Genomic DNA, 16,804 nt, shown 5'->3' with positions numbered 1-16,804 from the left:
TGCGCACCCAACCGCCAAGCTTTCCTTAATTTGACACTCTACGACCTATTTGTGGGGGGTGCTTTCCCACCCCCCCCCCCCCCCCACCGCCTTGTCCGCATACGTTCGTCCCGCTGCGAGCCACCGAGCCACGGTGGCTCCCCATACGGGAGATCGATCGGGGGTGCACACGTGCGCATCGGACTGGTTACGGAGGGTGGCTATCCGCATGTGAGCGGTGACGCCGTGCTCTGGTGCGACCGGCTCGTGCGCGGGCTCGGGCGGCACGAGTTCGACCTCTACGCGCTCAGCCGCACCCGGCGTCAGGAGGACGAGGGCTGGCTGCCGCTGCCGCCGCACGTCAGCCGCGTGCGGACGGCTCCCCTCTGGAGCGGCGAGGAGGACGGGGTCACGTACGGACGGCGCGCGCGCCGGCGCTTCGCCGAGAGCTACGGCGAGCTCGCGGGCGTGCTGTGTGCCGGCCCGGGACCGAACGGCACGGAGGACCCGCACGGCTCGACCGGCGCGGAGGGCCCAGGTGCTGCGGGCGGCTCCGGTGCCGTGCCCGGTTCTCTGGCGGACCGTTTCGGCAGCGCGCTCCACGGACTCGCCGAACTCGCTCGCGACGAGGGCGGACTCGTTGCCGCGCTCCGCTCCGACACCGCCATACGCGCACTGGAGCGCGCCTGCCGCGCGCCCGGCGCACTCGGTACGGCACGCGAGGCACGCGTGCCCGATCTGCTCGCCGTCGCCGCCCACCTCGAACGCGCCCTGCGCCCCCTCTCCCTGGACTGGTACGGCGACGACGGCCTCGGTGCGGCCGATCTCTGCCATGCCACCGCCGGCGGCCCCGCCGCCCTGGCCGGCCTGCTCGCCGGGCACTTCTCCGGCGTGCCGCTGCTGGTCACCGAGTACGGCGTGCGGCTGCGCTCGCACTACCTCGCCTCAGGCCCCGGCGTGGCCGCCCCCGCCGTACGCGCGCTGCTCGCCGCCTTCCACGGCCGGCTCGCCGCCGAGGTCTACCGCCGCGCCGCGATCATCACCCCGGACAACGCGCACACCCGCCGCTGGCAGGAGCGCTGCGGCGCCGACCGCGCCCGTATCCGGACCGTGCATCCCGGCATGGAGGCCGCCCGCTTCGCAGAGGTGGGCGAGGCCCCGGACCGCGCCGACCCGGACGCCCTCGTGTGGGTCGGCCGTATCGAACCGGCCAAGGACCTGGTGTCGTTGCTGCACGCTTTCGCCGAGGTCCGCAAGGAGGAGCCCAAGACGCGACTGCGGGTCGTGGGCGTCCCGGCGGGGCCGGAGGGCGAGGCCTATCTGGGGCACTGCAGGGCGCTCGCCGCACAGCTCTTCCCGGACGAGGCCGAGGGCGTGCACGCCGTCGGCGACAACCCGGTCTCCTTCGAGGAGATAGGCGGCCCGGAGGCACCGACCCTCGCCGACGCCTACGCGTCGGGCGCGGTCGTCGTTCTCTCCAGCGTCGTCGAGGGCTTCCCGGTGGGACTCGTCGAGGCGATGTTCTGCGGCCGGGCGACCGTCTCCACGGACGTCGGCGCCGTGGTGGAGGTCATCGGCGGCACCGGGCTCGTCGTACCCCCGCGCAATCCACGGGCGCTCGCGGAGGCGTGCGTGGCGCTGCTGCGCGACTCCGAACGCCGTGAGCGCCTCGGAGCCGCCGCACGCGCCCGGGCGCTCGAACTGTTCACCGTCGAGCAGAACATCGCGGCATTTCACGGCATTTACCTGGAGATCGTCTCGCACTGCCCGGTGCGCCGGGTCGTCCTCGACCAGGCGGGCGAGCCCCTGCCGTTCGCCGTCCCGGCCGAGGCCCATGTGCCCGGCCGCTGGACCGGCCCCGCGGCCCGCGTCGCCCATCGCGCCGGGCCCGGCTGGGCCCTGGGCGCCGCGATGCGGCCCACCCCGGTACGGGCCACCCCGCTCGCGGCCACCGAGGGGGCGCTGTGAACGGCGACGAAGGCGGCGCGGTGAACGGCGGTCTGGGGGAGCTGGACCGGCCCGGGCGCCCCGGCGCGGCCCACGCCTGGGACGCGCGGTCGGAGGAATGGCTCCCGGGAGTGGACGGGCCCGGCTCGGGAGACACCTTCCCCGGGGGCGGATCACCGGCGCCCGGCGGGAACCTGCCGGAGAGCCGAGCCGCTGCCGAGAACACCGCCGGCAGCCCCGGATCCACCCCTCGCCGAGGCGCCGCCGCCGACCCGGTGAAGGCGCTGATGCACCGTCACCGCGCGCTCTGCGAGCGTGCCGTGGACCCCCTGGAGATCGCGGCCGGCCTCGAAGCGCACGGTGTCACCGACCGCACCGCCGCCCGCTTCCGGCACCGTGACGTCTTCTCGCTCGCCGAAGAGCTCTACGCGCGCGTGCCCCGCGACGGTGACCGGTGCCCGCCCCCCGAACCGGTACCCGCGCCCCGGGTACGCGCCGACTGGGCGCTGCTCACACTCCTCCCAGGCACCGTGTGCGCGGCCGCCGTGACCGGCGTACGGCTCACCGAGGGCCGCCCACGCCTCGTGGCGGCAGCCGTGGGGGTGCTCGCCGTCGCCCTTGCCGTACGCCCGGCCCTGCGCCGCGGCCCGCTGGCCGTGCCCGCCCGTACCCCTGCCTGGCACACCGCCACCGGCACGCGCGTGTGGACCTGCTGGCTCCTCGCCTACGCCCTGCTCGGCGACGGCCTGCTGCGGGCCGTCATGGACGGCGGCCCCGACGGCCTCCCGACCGGTGCCGCCGACGGCCCCTGGCCGGTGACCACGGTCCCCGTCCTCGCCCTCACCCTGGCCTGCGCCCCGGCGGCCTGGAGCGCCCACCTCCTCACGGCGGGCGCCCGCCGCAGGCTCGCGGGCAGCCGGGGCCTGGAGGAGTTCACCGGCGCCGTACAGCCGTTGCTGCTCGGCACGTTCGCCCTCTTCCTCGGCGCCCTCACCGCCCTGCTCGCCCTGTGCGGCGCCGTCCTCGGCGAACCCGCCGGCTACCCGGTGGCCCTCACCCTCGGGGCCCTCCTCCTGCTCGCCCGCCTCCTCGCCGTCCACAACGTCCCGCAGGGGCCCACCCTCGCCATCGCGGCCGCCACGGAAGCGGCGGCCGTGGCCCTCGTCCTGGCCGGCCGGCTGCCCGGCTGCGCCTTCCTGGCCGCTCCCGTCGGCGCCCTGGCCGACGCCTGGGGTGCGGGCGGCATCCCGGCCCTCGTCTGCGGCGCCGCCGCCCTGGCGCTGCTGCTGCGGGCGATCCGCACCCTCACCCGGGCCTCGGCCCACGCGCCGACGGGAGACCCGCAGTGAGCAGAGCCGCCGATGTCCTCGCACGTCTCGCCGAGCCGTCCCGGCAGCAGTCGCCCGGCACCCCGCCGGAGGCAACCGCACCACCCCTTGAAGGAGACCACCAGATGACCACCTCCCGACCCGGACCCGGAGTGTCCGGAACCACCGGAAGCGCCGGAGCCACCGGAGTCGCCGGAGCGCACACCCCGGGAGCCGCACGATGAGGGTTCTGCTGATCGGAGCCAACGGATACCTCGGCCGCTTCGTCGCCGACCGGCTGCTCGCCGACCCGGCCGTCCAGCTCACCGCGCTCGGCCGCGGTGACGACGCCGACGTCCGCTTCGACCTCGCCACCGGCAGCCCCGGCGCGCTCACCCGGTTCCTCGATGCGGTCCACCCGGGCGTCATCGTGAACTGCGCAGGTGCCACCCGCGGCGGCGCCCGGGAACTCACCCGGCACAACACCGTCGCCGTCGCCACCGTCTGCGAGGCCCTGCGCCGCAGCGGCTGCGGCGCCCGCCTGGTGCAGGTCGGGTGCAGCGCCGAGTACGGCCCGAGCCAGCCCGGCTCCTCCACCGCCGAGGACGCCGTGCCACGCCCCGGCGGCCCGTACGGCGTCAGCAAGCTCGCCGCCACCGAACTCGTCCTCGGCTCCGGCCTGGACGCCGTCGTCCTGCGTGTCTTCTCGCCGGCCGGTCCTGGCACCCCGGCCGGCTCACCGCTCGGCCGCCTCGCCGAAGCCATGCGCCGCGCCATGCAGTCGGGCGACGGCGAACTCAAACTCGGCGGCCTCGGCGCCCAGCGCGACTTCATCGACGTACGCGACGTCGCCCGCGCCGTCCACGCGGCCTCGCTCTCCGCCGCCCAGGGCGTCATCAACATCGGCTCCGGCCGCGCCGTCCGGCTCCGCGACGCCGCTGCCGTCCTCGCCCGGGTCGCCGGATACGGCGGCGCCCTGCACGAACTCGACGGCCCGCCCGGCCCCCCGCTGCGCAGCCCCATCGGCCATCCCCGCCTGGACCCCGACCACGCGGCCCCGGTCGCGTACCCGTACCCGGACGGCTGCGGCAGCTGGCAGCAGGCCGACGTGCGCTGCGCCCGCGACCGGCTCGGCTGGCGGCCCCGCATCAACCTCGAGGAGTCCCTCGCGGACATCTGGATGGAGGCGGCGTGCCGCATCTGACCAGCACCCGGGCGAGCGCCGCGACCACCGGCGTCCGCACCGCCGTCGGCATCCCCGGCTACGCCCACCCTCTCCTCGCCCCCGCCCAGTGGGCCGAACTCACCCGCCCCGGCACCCCTTTGCACTGGGTCGTCCTGAATGTGGCGAACGGCCCCGGCAGCCGCCCCGACCCGCACTGCCTGGAGGCGGCCGGCCGGCTCCGCAACGCGGGCGTCCGCGTCCTCGGTCGCCTGGACACCGCCTACGGCGCCCGCCCCCACGGTCACCTGCTCACCGACGCCCACCAATTCCACGACTGGTACCGCGTCGACGGCTTCCTGCTGGACCGCTGCCCCACCGAGCGCACCGCGCTCCCCGAGATCCGCCGCGCGGTAGCCGCGCTCCGCACCATAGGTGACGACCCCCACATCGTCCTCGGCCACGGCACCCACCCCCACCCGGGCTACGCCGAGAACGCCGACCAGCTGGTGACCTTCGCCGGGCCCTGGAGCGACTACCGCTGGTCCCAGGTCGCCGAGTGGACCGCCGACTACCCACCCGACCGCTTCTGCCACTTCGTGCACGGTGTGCCCCTCGGCCACCTCGACGAGGCACTGCGCATCGCCCGCTGGCAGGGCGCCGCCACGATCTACTTCACCGACCGGACCGATCGCTGGGGCCGGGCCGACCCCTGGGAGACCATGCCCGGCTACTGGGACGAAATCGTCTCGCGGATCGGAACAGGTGTCTCGGAATGAAGAAGCCCGTGGCAGTGTTACAGGGAGAACAATTGTAGTGATTGACCGATCAACGGAGTCCCCGTGTCGCTGCCACCCCTGGTCGAGCCAGCCTCTGAGCTCACCGTAGACGAGGTCCGCAGGTACTCCCGCCACCTGATCATCCCCGACGTCGGGATGGACGGGCAGAAGCGGCTGAAGAACGCCAAGGTGCTGTGTGTGGGCGCCGGCGGCCTGGGCTCGCCGGCGCTGATGTACCTGGCCGCCGCGGGCGTCGGCACCCTTGGCATCGTGGAGTTCGACGAGGTCGACGAGTCGAACCTGCAGCGCCAGATCATCCACAGCCAGGCCGACATCGGTCGCTCCAAGGCCGCGTCCGCCCGGGACTCCGTCCTCGGCATCAACCCGTACGTGAACGTGGTCCTGCACGAAGAGCGGCTCGAGGCCGAGAACGTGATGGACATCTTCAGCCAGTACGACCTGATCGTCGACGGCACGGACAACTTCGCCACCCGCTACCTGGTGAACGACGCCTGCGTGCTGCTGAACAAGCCGTACGTCTGGGGCTCCATCTACCGCTTCGACGGCCAGGCCTCGGTCTTCTGGTCCGAGCACGGCCCCTGCTACCGCTGCCTCTACCCGGAGCCCCCGCCGCCGGGCATGGTCCCCTCCTGCGCCGAGGGCGGCGTCCTGGGCGTGCTGTGCGCGTCCATCGGCTCCATCCAGGTCACCGAGGCCATCAAGGTCCTCACCGGCACCGGCGAGCCCCTCGTCGGCCGCCTGATGATCTACGACGCCCTGGAGATGCAGTACCGCCAGGTCAAGGTCCGCAAGGACCCGAACTGCGCGGTCTGCGGCGAGAACCCGACCGTCACCGAGCTCATCGACTACGAGGCCTTCTGCGGCGTCGTCTCCGAAGAGGCCCAGCAGGCCGCCGCCGGCTCGACGATCACTCCCAAGCAGCTCAAGGAGTGGATCGACGACGGCGAGAACATCGAGATCATCGACGTCCGCGAGCCGAACGAGTACGAGATCGTCTCCATCCCCGGCGCCAAGCTGATCCCGAAGAACGAGTTCCTGCTCGGCACCGCCCTGGAGGGCCTGCCCCAGGACAAGAGGATCGTCTTGCACTGCAAGACGGGTGTCCGCAGCGCTGAGGTCCTCGCGGTCCTGAAGTCCGCGGGCTTCGCGGACGCGGTCCACGTCGGCGGCGGCGTGATCGGCTGGGTCAACCAGATCGAGCCCGAGAAGCCGGTCTACTGAGCACAGGCTCCGCGAAGGGCGGGGGCTCCGGGCGGCACGGCAGGTGCCCGGGACCCCCGCCTTCGTCATGAGCAGACCTTGCCGTCCTTCGGGACCGTGCCGTCCAGCAGATAGGCGTTCACCGTCGAGTCCACGCAGTCGCTGCCGCTGCCGTACGCACCGTGGCCCTCGCCCTTCCAGGTCAGCTCGACGCCGACACCCTTGCCCAGCTCGTCGGCCATCTTGCGGGCGCCCTCGTACGGGGTGGCCGGGTCGCCGGTGTTGCCGACCAGCAGGACCGGGGCCGCGCCCGGTGCGCTCACCTCCGGGGTGTCCCACTGTCCCGCCACCGGCCAGTCGTGGCACCAGCCGGCCGAGTCCCAGCCGAGGAAGTCCCCGAAGACGGGCGAGATCTTCTCGAACTCCGCCAGCCGCTTCTTCGTCTCGGCGAGCGTCGGCCGCTCCTTGTCGTCCAGGCACGATATGACCCGCTGGGAGTGGGTGGTGGTGCCGTAGTGCCCCGAGGAGTCCCGCTCGTTGTACTGGTCCGCGAGCGACAGCAGCTCCGAGCCGTCGCCCTCCTCGGCCGCCTTCAGTGCGCTGGTCAGCGTCGGCCAGCTGTCCTGGCTGTACAGCGGCAGCACGATGCCGGTCACCGCGAGGGTCTGGGTGAGCTTCCGCCCGGAAGACGTGGGCAGCGGCGAGGCGTCGAGCCTCTTCAGCAGATCGCCGATCTTCTGCGAGCCCTGTTCCGGGTCCTGGCCGGTGGACTTGAGGTAGTCGTCCAGTGCCCTCTGGAAGCCGGCGGCCTGGTTCTTCTCCTGGCCGACCGAGTCGGCCGTCGGGTCCACCACCGCGTCCAGGATCAGCCGTCCCACCTTCTTAGGGAACAGGTGGGCGTACACACCGCCCAGTTCGGTGCCGTACGAGATGCCGAAGTAGTGCATCTTCGCGTCACCGAGGACCTGGCGCATCAGGTCCATGTCGCGGGCCGTGTCGGTCGTCGAGACATGCGCGATCAGCGTGCCGGCGGCCTTCTCGCAGCCCTTGCCGAAGGCGGCGGCGTCCTGGAAGTACGCCGTCTCCTCCGCCGCGGTGTCCGGTGTCGCGTCGATCGACTCGGCGCTCTGGATGTCCTTGTCGCTGCGGCACCGGATCCCCTCACTGGCTCCCACCCCGCGCGGGTCCCAGCTCACCAGGTCGTACCGCTCGCGCAGCGCGGAGACGGTGGAGGCGTAGTACGGCATCGTCGAGACGCCGGAGCCGCCCGGCCCGCCGAAGTTGAACAGCAGCGAGCCGATCCGCTTCCCCGAACCCCCGCTCGCCTGCGCCCGGATCAGCGCCAGCCCGATCGTCTCGCCGTCCGGCTTCGACCAGTCCAGCGGCACCTTGAGCGTCGCACACCGCCACTCGTCCCCGGGTGCGGCGGAGTCCGAAGTGGCCTTGCAGCGGCTCCAGTCGAGCTTCTGGGCGGTGAGGGACGCGGGCAGGGCCGCCGAGCCTGTGGCGGCGGACGTGGCGGCAGACGGCTGCCCGGACGAGGCCTTCCCTTCGTCCCCGCCCCCACCTGACGACCCGCTGCTACACCCGGCCACGAGCAGCCCGGCGGCTACGGCAGCCGCCCACCGTACGAAACGCAACATGCGTGCCCACCCCCCACACGGGCTCTCCGCAGGTTCGTCGCGGAAAGCGGTCAGGCCATAGTAGGCGGATCGAGCGGAGGCCGTTGCAGCCTGTGGATAACCCTTCGACCTGCGTGTTTACGGCAACCCGAGAGGGGTGCGGCACTTTCGGCGCGCCCTCACGTACAGACCGTTCCGGCCTTCGGCACCGTCCCCTCCAGCAAATAGCCGTTCACGGCGCCCTGCACACACTTGTTCTTGCTGTCGTACGCCCCATGTCCCTGCCCCTTGTACGTCAGCTCGACCCCGACGCCCTGCCCGAGGGCGTCCACCATCTTCTTCGCGCCCTCGTACGGCGTCGCCGGATCCCCCGTGTTGCCCACGACCAGGATCGGCGCCGAGCCGGGCGCGCTGACGTCGGGGTGGTCGGCGGCGCCCGGCACAGCCCAGTCCGTGCAGCTGACCATCCCCCAGGCGAGGTAGTCGCCGAACAGCGGGGAGGCGGCGCGGAACTCGGGCAGTTTCTGCTGGACGTAGTCGGCGGTGTACCGCGGCTTCTCGTCGGCGCAGTTGATGGCGATGTTCGCCGCCGTGATGTTGCTGTACTCGCCGTTCAGGCTGCGGCCGTTCATCGAGTCGGACAGCAGCATCAGGATCCTCCCGTCGCCGTCGTACGCCTCCTCGAGCCCCTCGGTGAGGTACTCCCAGAAGTCCTTGGAGTACAGGGACTGGGCGATCCCGTTGGTCGCGGCGGACTGGGTGAGCTGGCGCGGGAGGACGCCCGGGATCGGCTTCTTGTCGAGGTCCACGAGGAGCTTGGCGATACGGTCCTTCACGTCCTGCGGGGTGTCCCCGATCGGGCACTCCGTCGTCTTCGACGTGCAGTCCTCGGCGAAGTTGTCGAGCGCGAGCTGGAAGCCCTTGGCCTGCCCGAGCGAGCTCTGCTCCGGGTCCTGGGTGGGGTCGACGACGCCGTCGAAGACGGCCCGGCCCACGTTCTTCGGGAACAGATGGGCGTAGACGCCGCCGAGTTCGGTGCCGTAGGAGATGCCGAAGTAGTGCAGCTGCCGGTCGCCGAGGACCTGGCGCATCAGGTCCATGTCGCGGGCGGCGTCGGTGGTGCGGACCTGCGGCAGGATCGCCCTGGAGTTCTTCTCGCAGGCGGCGTTGAACTGCTTGGTGCGGTTGATCAGCTGGGTGCGTTCGGCGCTGGTGTCGGGCGTCGCGTCCTGCTGGAAGTAGTCGTCGAGCTGCGCGTCGCTCTCGCACTCGACGGGGTCGCTGCGGCCGACTCCGCGCGGGTCGAAGCTGACGAGGTCGTAGCGCGTGCGCAGGGCCGCGTAGTCCTCGCCGAACGCGGGGAGGGTGGTGACGCCGCTGCCGCCGGGGCCGCCGAAGTTGAAGACCAGGGAGCCGATCCGCTTGCTCGGGTCGCCGCTGGCCCTGGCCCGGATCAGCGCGAGCCCGATGGCGGCGCCCTTCGGTTTCGACCAGTCCAGGGGTGCCCTCATGGTGGCGCACTGCCAGGTGCCGCCGCCGGGCAGCGGGGACGGTGCGTCGCCGCCGCCCTCGGCCTCGTCGGGTGCCGGGCAGTTCTTCCAGTCCAGCTTCTGCGCCGCCAGATCCCCGTCCTTGGCACCGTCGCTGCATCCGGTCAGCAGGGAGGACAGCGCCAGGGCGGTGGTCAGGGCGGCGACACGGATCCGGAAGGGGTTCGGCATGCTCCCATCCTGGGGTCGTGCACGGCCCCGCGCGCGGGGCGCGAGCCGTCCGAGGTACGGCCCTAGAGCGCGCCCTTGCGCGAGAGGTGGTTGAAGGCCAGCCAGCCCGGCAGGACCGGCAGCCACAGGGTCAGCAGCCGGTACAGCAGGACGGCGGGCGCCGCGACCTCCTTGGGGAGGCCGATGGCGATCAGGCCGACGGTCAGGGTCGCCTCGACCGCGCCGACACCGCCCGGGGTGGGCGCCGCGGAGCCGAGCGCGTTGCCGGCGAGGAAGACGACGGCGACGCTGGCGATGCTCAGCGAGGTCGACTGGTCGCCGAACGCGCGGATGGAGGCGTCCAGGCACATCACGAAGCAGGCGGTCAGCAGCAGCATGCCGCCGATGCCGGTGACGAGCTTCTGCGGCCGCTGGAGCACGTCCAGCATGCGCGGCACGACACCCGCGAAGAGCGACCGCACGCGCGTGCTGACGAATTTCCGCAGGAACGGCACCGAGGTCACCACGAGGACCAGCACGGCGACGGTCAGCAGGCCCGCGATGACCGTGCGGGAGGGGGACAGCGACGGGGTCTTCTCGGTGCCGGTCAGATAGCCGAAGGACAGCAGCATGAGGATGTGACAGCCGAGCGAGAACAGCTGTGAGGCGCCGACGCTTGCCACCGCGCCCCCAGGGCGCACGCCCGCGCGCTGCAGGAAGCGCGTGTTGAGGGCCACACCGCCGACCGCGGCGGGCGCCACGATCTTCACGAACGAACCGGCGAGCTGCGCCGCCACGGTCCGCACGAAGGGCACCCGTTCGGGCACGAACCCGAGCAGTGACATCGCGGCGGCGACATAGCTGAGCGCCGAGAACAGCACCGCGGCGATCACCCAGCCCCACTGGGCGTTCGCGACCAGGGGGCCGAACTCGATGTGGGTGAGCTGGGTCAGCAGGTAGTACCCGCCGATCGCACCGGCGATGACGCTGATCAGCGTGCGCGGCCGCACCCGCTCCAGGCGGGCCGGCTCGACGGGTGCCTGCGGCCTGATCCGCAGCACCTGGTGCCGGATCTGGGTGAGCAGGTCCTCCTCGCGGGCCTCTTCCAGCGCGTCGTCCAGGGCCCGCTTCTCGGCCCGCTGCTCCGCGCGCACCGTCTTCTTGTCGGGCTTCTCGGCTTCCTCCGCGCGGGCCTGCTTGGCCTGCCGGGACGCCTCCAGGACCGCGTCCCGCTCGCGCTGGGCGCGCTCCCTGGCCAGTCTGCGCAGCGTCGCGCGCGTGGAGCGCGTCAGTGCGATCGGCTGGAGCATCGGCAGACAGTCGGCCACGGCGTCGGGGCCGAGGACGCCGACCGCCGAGGCCACCGCGCGCTCGGCGCCCACCCGCAGACCGAGCGTGGTGACCAGCTGGGCCACGTCCATGCGCAGCAGCAGTTCGCCGGCCGCGATCTCACCGCCGCGCAGGTCGGTGAGGATCACCGTGCCGGAACGATCCACCAGGATGGCGTCACCCGCGAGCCTGCGGTGCGCGATCCGGCGCGACTGCAACGCCTGCACCTGGTGCCAGGTGTTGCGCAGCAGTTCGTCGGTGATCTCCTCGTCGGCCAGCGAGTCGAGGCTACGACCGCCGGTGTGCTCGTAGACGAGCATCACGGCGTCGGGGCCCAGCTCGGAGGTGGCGATCAGCTTGGGCGCGTTGGCACCGGCCGCGATCGCCGCGTACGCCAGCAGTGCCTCCTGCTCCAGGGCCTGGCGCAGGGACTGGAGGCTGGAGCGGGTGGCGAAGCCGCGCAGGGTCAGGTTGCGCCACGCGCGGTAGAAGAAGCCCTGGGCCTGCTGTTCCCGGTCGACGACCGTGACGTCCAGCGGCGGGCCGTCCTCCAGGGTGACGAAGTAGCGCCGGCCCCGGTCGCCGTTCTCGGTGTCCAGGGCCTCCTCGCGGGCCGCGCCGACCGGGTGGAAGCCGACGTGCCTGAGGCCCGCCAGCAGGGTCCGGCCGGTGGGGCGGACGTTGGGGGAGCCGACGGCGTACAGCGTGCCGTAGGCCACGGTCCAGCCGATCAGCACCGTGAGGATGATCGAGAACGGCGTCGTGTAGCCGGTGACGAGCATGGAGAACGCGTCGAGCATCAGCACGATCCACAGCACCGCGCGCCATCTCGGGCGCCGGGACATGCCGACGGCCGTCATGTAGGCGATGACGGGCGCGAGATAGCCGTGCACCGGGTCGGTGAGGGCGTGGATGTCACCGGGAGAGGGCTGGGTCAGCGCCTCCTGGATCGAGTCCGGGGCGGCTCTGGCCACCCACAGGTCGGTGGCGAGGGTCACGCCGTGCGCGAGGACGGCCGCGAGCACGCCGTCGGCGATGCGCAGCCCGTCCCGCTTGATCAGCCGCTCGATCGCGAACGCGACCGGTACCAGCAGGATCGCGATGCTGGACGCCAGCCCCGCGAACCTGATCAGCAGGTCGGGGGCCTGTCCGGTGCCCTTGTTGATGTCCTGCTCGAGCCCGGAGGTGGTGCCGTGCGCGAACGCGGCGATGCCGAGCAGCACGGCGATGGCGAGCACGCCGACCAGGAGCCGCATGAGGTCGGAGGGCCGGTGCACGCGCGCGGGGAGCAGCGGTTCGTCGCCCTCCACCTCGTCGGCGTGCGTTTCGTCGCACTGCTCGGAGTCCGGTTCGACGGCGTCCGACTGCACGGCGTCCGACTGCACGGCGTCCGGCTGTGTGACGTCGGGTTCTGCGGCGGCGGCCGGCTGTGTGGTGTCAGGGCGCACGGTGTCGGATTCGGGCGAGTTCGGGTGTGGCTGCGTGCCGGATTCCGCCGGGTCCGGGCGTGCGGCGGCGTCAGAGGTGCCGGCTCCGCCGTCGGAGCGCACGCCCTGCTGCTCGGTCGTCTCTTCTTGATCTCGTATCACCAGTCACCGCCCGCACGATGGTGGCATGCCCCACCGACACCCGGGGGCATCAGGGTGCAGATGCGGGGGCGCACAGTCTGCCCCAAGCGCCGCGAGAGGGCGAGGCGCAGGCCTGCCGCGGACCGCGCGGGTTGTCGGTGGGGTGCGGCAGGATGGGGCGAATGAGCGAGCAGAGCCTTCCCGAGGACACCCGAGAGGGGTACGCGGACGAGTTGCCCGAGTACGCCGAGCGGGTCCTGGAGGTCGCCGAGCGGATCCCGCCCGGGCGCGTGATGACGTACGGCGACGTCGCGGAGTGGCTGGAGGAGGGCGGTCCGCGTCAGGTGGGGCGGGTGATGTCCCTCTACGGCGGTGCCGTCCCGTGGTGGCGGGTGGTGCGTGCCGACGGGGTGCTGCTCCCGGGGCACGAGCTGGGCGCGCTGGACCACTACCGCGCCGAGGGCACCCCGCTGAAGCAGGCGAGCAGGGCCGCGGAGGGCCATCTGCCGCGGCTCGACATGAAGCGGGCGCGGTGGGACGGCGGCGCGGACGCGGGGGCTCACACCTGACAGCTTCCGCCATCGGAGGCCCTTGAGGGGAACCGGTGGCCCGTACGAGGGACACCGGGGACGTCCGTGGCATGACGTACGTTCGTGAGATGTGCGGCGCGCGTGCCGTGAGCGCCGCCCGGGGCGGACGGGAAGAATCGGAAGCCCTGCTTCCGTCCGGTTCGTCGGCGTAGCGTCGGCTGCGCGTGTCCCGCTCACCCCGCGGCCACCCCCGCGCACGCGCGACCGCGAACCGACCAGCACACCCACCAGGACCGGCGAACCACGTGAGCTCCTCTTCCTCCACCAGGCGCCTGCCGCACCTCCCGGTGCGGCAGGGGAGCCGTGGCGCTTACCGACTGGTCCGTACCCCGCCGGCCGACGTGGATCCCCCTCGTCTGGACGCCGCACAGCGCGCCGTGGTTGACCACGGGTCCGGCCCGCTCCTCGTCCTCGCGGGTCCCGGCACCGGCAAGACCACCACCCTGGTGGAGTCGGTGGCCGCGCGGATCGCCCGTGGCGCGGACCCCGAGCGGATCCTGGTGCTGACGTTCAGCCGCAAGGCCGCCGTCGAACTGCGCGACCGCATGGCCCTACGGGTGGGCGCGGCCCGTGCGCCGCGGGCGACCACCTTCCACTCGTACTGCTACGCCCTGGTCCGCGCCCACCAGGACAGCGGTCTGTTCGTGGACCCGCTGCGGCTGCTGTCCGGCCCCGAGCAGGACGTCGCCGTCCGCGACCTGCTGGCCGGCCAGCCCGACCTGGAGCGGCTCGGGCTGAACCACGTGCGCTGGCCCGACGACCTGCGCGCCTGTCTGACCACCCGGGGCTTCGCCGACGAGGTCCGCGCGGTCCTCGCCCGCAGCCGCGAGCTGGGCCTGGACCCGGCCGCCCTGGACGCCTTCGCCCGCCGCATCGGCCGCCCCGACTGGCGGGCCGCGGCCGCCTTCCTCGCCGAGTACCTCGACGTCCTCGACCTCCAGGGCGTCCTGGACTACGCCGAACTCGTCCACCGCGCGGTGCTGCTCGCCCACCGTCCCGAGATCGCCCTGGACCTCGCCGGCCGCTACGACGCCGTGTACGTCGACGAGTACCAGGACACCGACCCGGCCCAGGTGCGCCTGCTGCACGCCCTGGCCGGCGGTGGCCGCACCCTGGTCGCGTTCGGCGACCCCGACCAGTCGATCTACACGTTCCGGGGCGCCGACGTGAACGGCATCCTGGACTTCCCGTCGGCCTTCGCGCGCGTGGACGGCCGTCCCGCCCCCGTGGAAGTGCTGCGCACGTCCCGCCGCTCCGGCGCCGTCCTGCTGGCCGCGACCCGCCTGCTGACCCAGCGGATGCCGCTGACCCGGCTGCCCGCCGAGAAGGTGCGCGCGCACCGCGAGCTGACCGCAGCGCGGGACGACGGCCGCGTCGAGGTCTACACGTACCCGACGCCCGGCACCGAGCTGGACAACATCGCCGACATCCTGCGCCGCGCGCACCTGGAGGACGGCGTCCGCTGGAGCGACATGGCCGTCCTGGTGCGCGCCGGCTCCCACACCATCCCGACGGCCCGTCGCGCCCTCACCGCGGCCGGCGTCCCCCTGGACATCGACGGCGACGACATGCCGCTGCGCCACGAACCGGCGGTGGCGCCCCTGCTGACGGCGCTGCGGGCGGTGGCGACGGCGGAAGCGGCGCCCGATGCGGAAGCGGGCGCCCGCTGGCTCGACACCGAGACCGCGCTCACCCTGCTCGGCTCCCCCCTCGCCGGCATGGACGCCGCCGACCTGCGCCGCCTCGGCCGTGCCCTGCGCGACGAGGAGCGGGCGGCCGGCAACGCGCTCCCGCCCCCGTCCGACGACCTGCTCGCACGGGCGCTCGCCGAGCCCGAGCGCCTGGCCGTCCACGACCCCGGGTACGCGCGCGGGGCGCAGCGGCTCGGCGCGCTGCTCGGCCGGGCCAGGGAGTGCCTGGCGGACGGCGGTACGGCCGAGGAGGCGCTGTGGGTCCTGTGGAACGGCACACCCTGGCCCTCGCGCCTGGAGCGTGCCGCCCGCCGCGGCGGCGCGGCCGGCCGCAACGCCGACCGGGACCTGGACGCCGTGTGCGCCCTGTTCGCCACCGCCGCCCGCGCGGAGGAGCGCAGCGGCGGCCGGGGCGCGCTGAACTTCCTGGCGGAGATCGAGGCCGAGGACATCGCCGCCGACACCCTCGCCGGCCGCGCGGTACGCCCCGACGCCGTACGCCTGATGACCGCGCACCGCGCCAAGGGCCTGGAGTGGCGCCTGGTCGTCGTGGCCGGCGTCCAGGAGGGCCTGTGGCCGGACCTGCGCCGCCGCGGCTCGCTCCTGGAGGCCGACCGTATCGGCCGTGACGGACTCGCCGAACCCCTCACCCCGGGCGCGCTGCTCGCCGAGGAGCGCCGCCTGTTCTACGTCGCCGCCACGCGCGCGCGTGACCGCCTCGTCGTCACCGCTGTGAAGGCCCCCGCGGACGACGGCGACCAGCCCTCCCGGTTCCTCACCGAACTGGGCGTCGAACCCCAGGACGTCACCGGACGGCCCCGCCGTCCGCTCGCCGTGGCCGCCCTGGTCGCCGAGCTGCGCGCGACCACCGTCGACCCGCGCGCGTCCGACGCCCTGCGGGAGGCGGCCGCCCACCGCCTGGCCCGGCTGGCCGCGCTCGCCGACGAGGACGGGCGCCCCCTGGTGCCGTCCGCCCACCCCTACCGGTGGTGGGGCATGTTCGAGCCGACCGAGAGCAAGGTGCCGCTGCGCGACCGCGACCAGCCCCTGGTGCTCTCCGGCAGTGCCCTGGACCAGCTCGCCAACACCTGCAGCCTGCAGTGGTTCCTGGGCCGCGAGGTGAAGGCCGACGCGCCCGCCACCACCGCCCAGGGCTTCGGCAACGTCGTGCACGTCCTCGCCGACGAGGTCGCCTCCGGACGCACCCCCGCCGACCTCGCCGTCCTCATGGAGCGGCTGGAGTCGGTGTGGAACGCGCTCGCCTTCGACGCGCCCTGGAAGTCCGCGCAGGAGAAGGACAACGCGCGCGTGGCCCTCGAACGCTTCCTGAAGTGGCACGTCCTGGACCGCATCGCACGCACCCCGGTGGCCAGCGAGCAGGACTTCGACGTCACCCTCGGAGCGGGCGACTACGAGGTGCGCATCCGCGGCCAGATGGACCGTGTGGAGGCGGACGGCGAGGGCCGCGCGTACGTCGTCGACTTCAAGACCGGCAAGCAGGCGCCCAGCGCGGCCGAGGTGGCCAGGCACCCGCAGCTCGCCGTCTATCAGCTCGCGGTCCGCGAGGGCGCCGTCGACGAGGCCTTCGACGGCGTCCGGCCCGAGCCCGGCGGCGCCGAACTGGTCCACCTCAGACAGGGCGCCGCCCAGCGCGACGGCGGCGAGACCCTGCCCAAGGTGCAGGGGCAGGAGCCGCTGGAGGGGGAGTGGGTCGGAGAACTGCTGGCCACCGCCGCCGGCAAGGTTCTCGACGAACGGTTCGCGCCGACCACCGGCCAGCACTGCACCCACTGCGCCTTCCGCGCGTCGTGCAGCGCGCGGCCGGAGGGGCGGCACGTGGTGGAGTGAGCGCCGGTTCGTCGATTGCGTTGTTTCATCGATTGTCAGTGCCCGCCGCTAGCCTCTTTCC

General features: G+C 73.2%; 10 protein-coding genes. 7 read left to right on the top strand and 3 right to left on the bottom strand.

Annotated elements, in window-relative coordinates:
- Nucleotides 1–171 precede the first annotated feature (171 nt).
- From ACFWPS_RS22535 to moeZ, 5 genes are all read left to right on the top strand, one after another.
- Nucleotides 172–1,947 (top strand): DUF3492 domain-containing protein, encoded by a 1,776-nt coding sequence (locus ACFWPS_RS22535; RefSeq protein WP_383707764.1) that lies wholly within the window; start codon nt 172–174, stop codon nt 1,945–1,947.
- Entirely contained in the window at nt 1,944–3,275 is a 1,332-nt protein-coding gene (locus tag ACFWPS_RS22530) for a hypothetical protein (RefSeq protein WP_383707762.1), read from the top strand. Before ACFWPS_RS22535 ends, ACFWPS_RS22530 begins: the two co-directional genes overlap by 4 nt.
- Before the next feature lie 199 nt (nt 3,276–3,474).
- Entirely contained in the window at nt 3,475–4,437 is a 963-nt protein-coding gene (locus ACFWPS_RS22525) for an NAD-dependent epimerase/dehydratase family protein (protein ID WP_383707760.1), read from the top strand.
- Nucleotides 4,425–5,174, top strand: a complete 750-nt coding sequence (locus ACFWPS_RS22520) for a spherulation-specific family 4 protein (protein ID WP_383707758.1) — start codon at nt 4,425–4,427, stop codon at nt 5,172–5,174. Before ACFWPS_RS22525 ends, ACFWPS_RS22520 begins: the two co-directional genes overlap by 13 nt.
- A 63-nt stretch (nt 5,175–5,237) precedes the next feature.
- Nucleotides 5,238–6,416, top strand: a complete 1,179-nt coding sequence (moeZ, locus tag ACFWPS_RS22515) for an adenylyltransferase/sulfurtransferase MoeZ (RefSeq protein WP_383707756.1) — start codon at nt 5,238–5,240, stop codon at nt 6,414–6,416.
- Between the two features lie 65 nt (nt 6,417–6,481).
- Here the strand turns inward: moeZ and ACFWPS_RS22510 are convergent, their stop codons facing one another.
- From ACFWPS_RS22510 to ACFWPS_RS22500, 3 genes are all read right to left on the bottom strand, one after another.
- Nucleotides 6,482–8,038, bottom strand: coding sequence for an alpha/beta hydrolase (locus ACFWPS_RS22510; protein ID WP_383707754.1), 1,557 nt, complete (start codon nt 8,036–8,038; stop codon nt 6,482–6,484).
- 158 nt (nt 8,039–8,196) lie between these two features.
- Entirely contained in the window at nt 8,197–9,738 is a 1,542-nt protein-coding gene (locus tag ACFWPS_RS22505) for an alpha/beta hydrolase (RefSeq protein WP_383707752.1), read from the bottom strand.
- 62 nt (nt 9,739–9,800) lie between these two features.
- Complete coding sequence (locus ACFWPS_RS22500) at nt 9,801–12,635, bottom strand: lysylphosphatidylglycerol synthase domain-containing protein (RefSeq protein ID WP_383707750.1); 2,835 nt, start codon at nt 12,633–12,635, stop codon at nt 9,801–9,803.
- Nucleotides 12,636–12,796: 161 nt separating this feature from the next.
- Here ACFWPS_RS22500 and ACFWPS_RS22495 point away from each other — a divergent pair, with 161 nt between their 5' ends.
- The gene (locus ACFWPS_RS22495; RefSeq protein WP_383707748.1) at nt 12,797–13,183 is read left to right on the top strand and encodes an MGMT family protein; all 387 of its coding nucleotides are present in this window, start codon (nt 12,797–12,799) and stop codon (nt 13,181–13,183) included.
- A gap of 266 nt (nt 13,184–13,449) precedes the next feature.
- Nucleotides 13,450–16,743, top strand: a complete 3,294-nt coding sequence (locus ACFWPS_RS22490) for an ATP-dependent helicase (protein WP_383707746.1) — start codon at nt 13,450–13,452, stop codon at nt 16,741–16,743.
- Nucleotides 16,744–16,804 lie beyond the last annotated feature (61 nt).

It is taken from the genome of Streptomyces sp. NPDC058457, assembly GCF_042720695.1.
In the GTDB taxonomy this organism is placed as follows: Bacteria; Actinomycetota; Actinomycetes; order Streptomycetales; family Streptomycetaceae; genus Streptomyces.
The sequence above is the reverse complement of the archived record's forward strand: the minus strand, read 5'-3'. Positions and strand labels throughout refer to the sequence as shown.

What these genes read in the sequence shown, in the direction of transcription:
- ACFWPS_RS22525 (WP_383707760.1), top strand. Translation starts at nt 3,475, where the DNA reads ATGAGGGTTCTGCTGATCGGAGCCAACGGATACCTCGGCCGCTTCGTC.
- ACFWPS_RS22510 (WP_383707754.1), bottom strand. Translation starts at nt 8,038, where the DNA reads ATGTTGCGTTTCGTACGGTGGGCGGCTGCCGTAGCCGCCGGGCTGCTC.
- ACFWPS_RS22505 (WP_383707752.1), bottom strand. Translation starts at nt 9,738, where the DNA reads ATGCCGAACCCCTTCCGGATCCGTGTCGCCGCCCTGACCACCGCCCTG.
- ACFWPS_RS22495 (WP_383707748.1), top strand. Translation starts at nt 12,797, where the DNA reads ATGAGCGAGCAGAGCCTTCCCGAGGACACCCGAGAGGGGTACGCGGAC.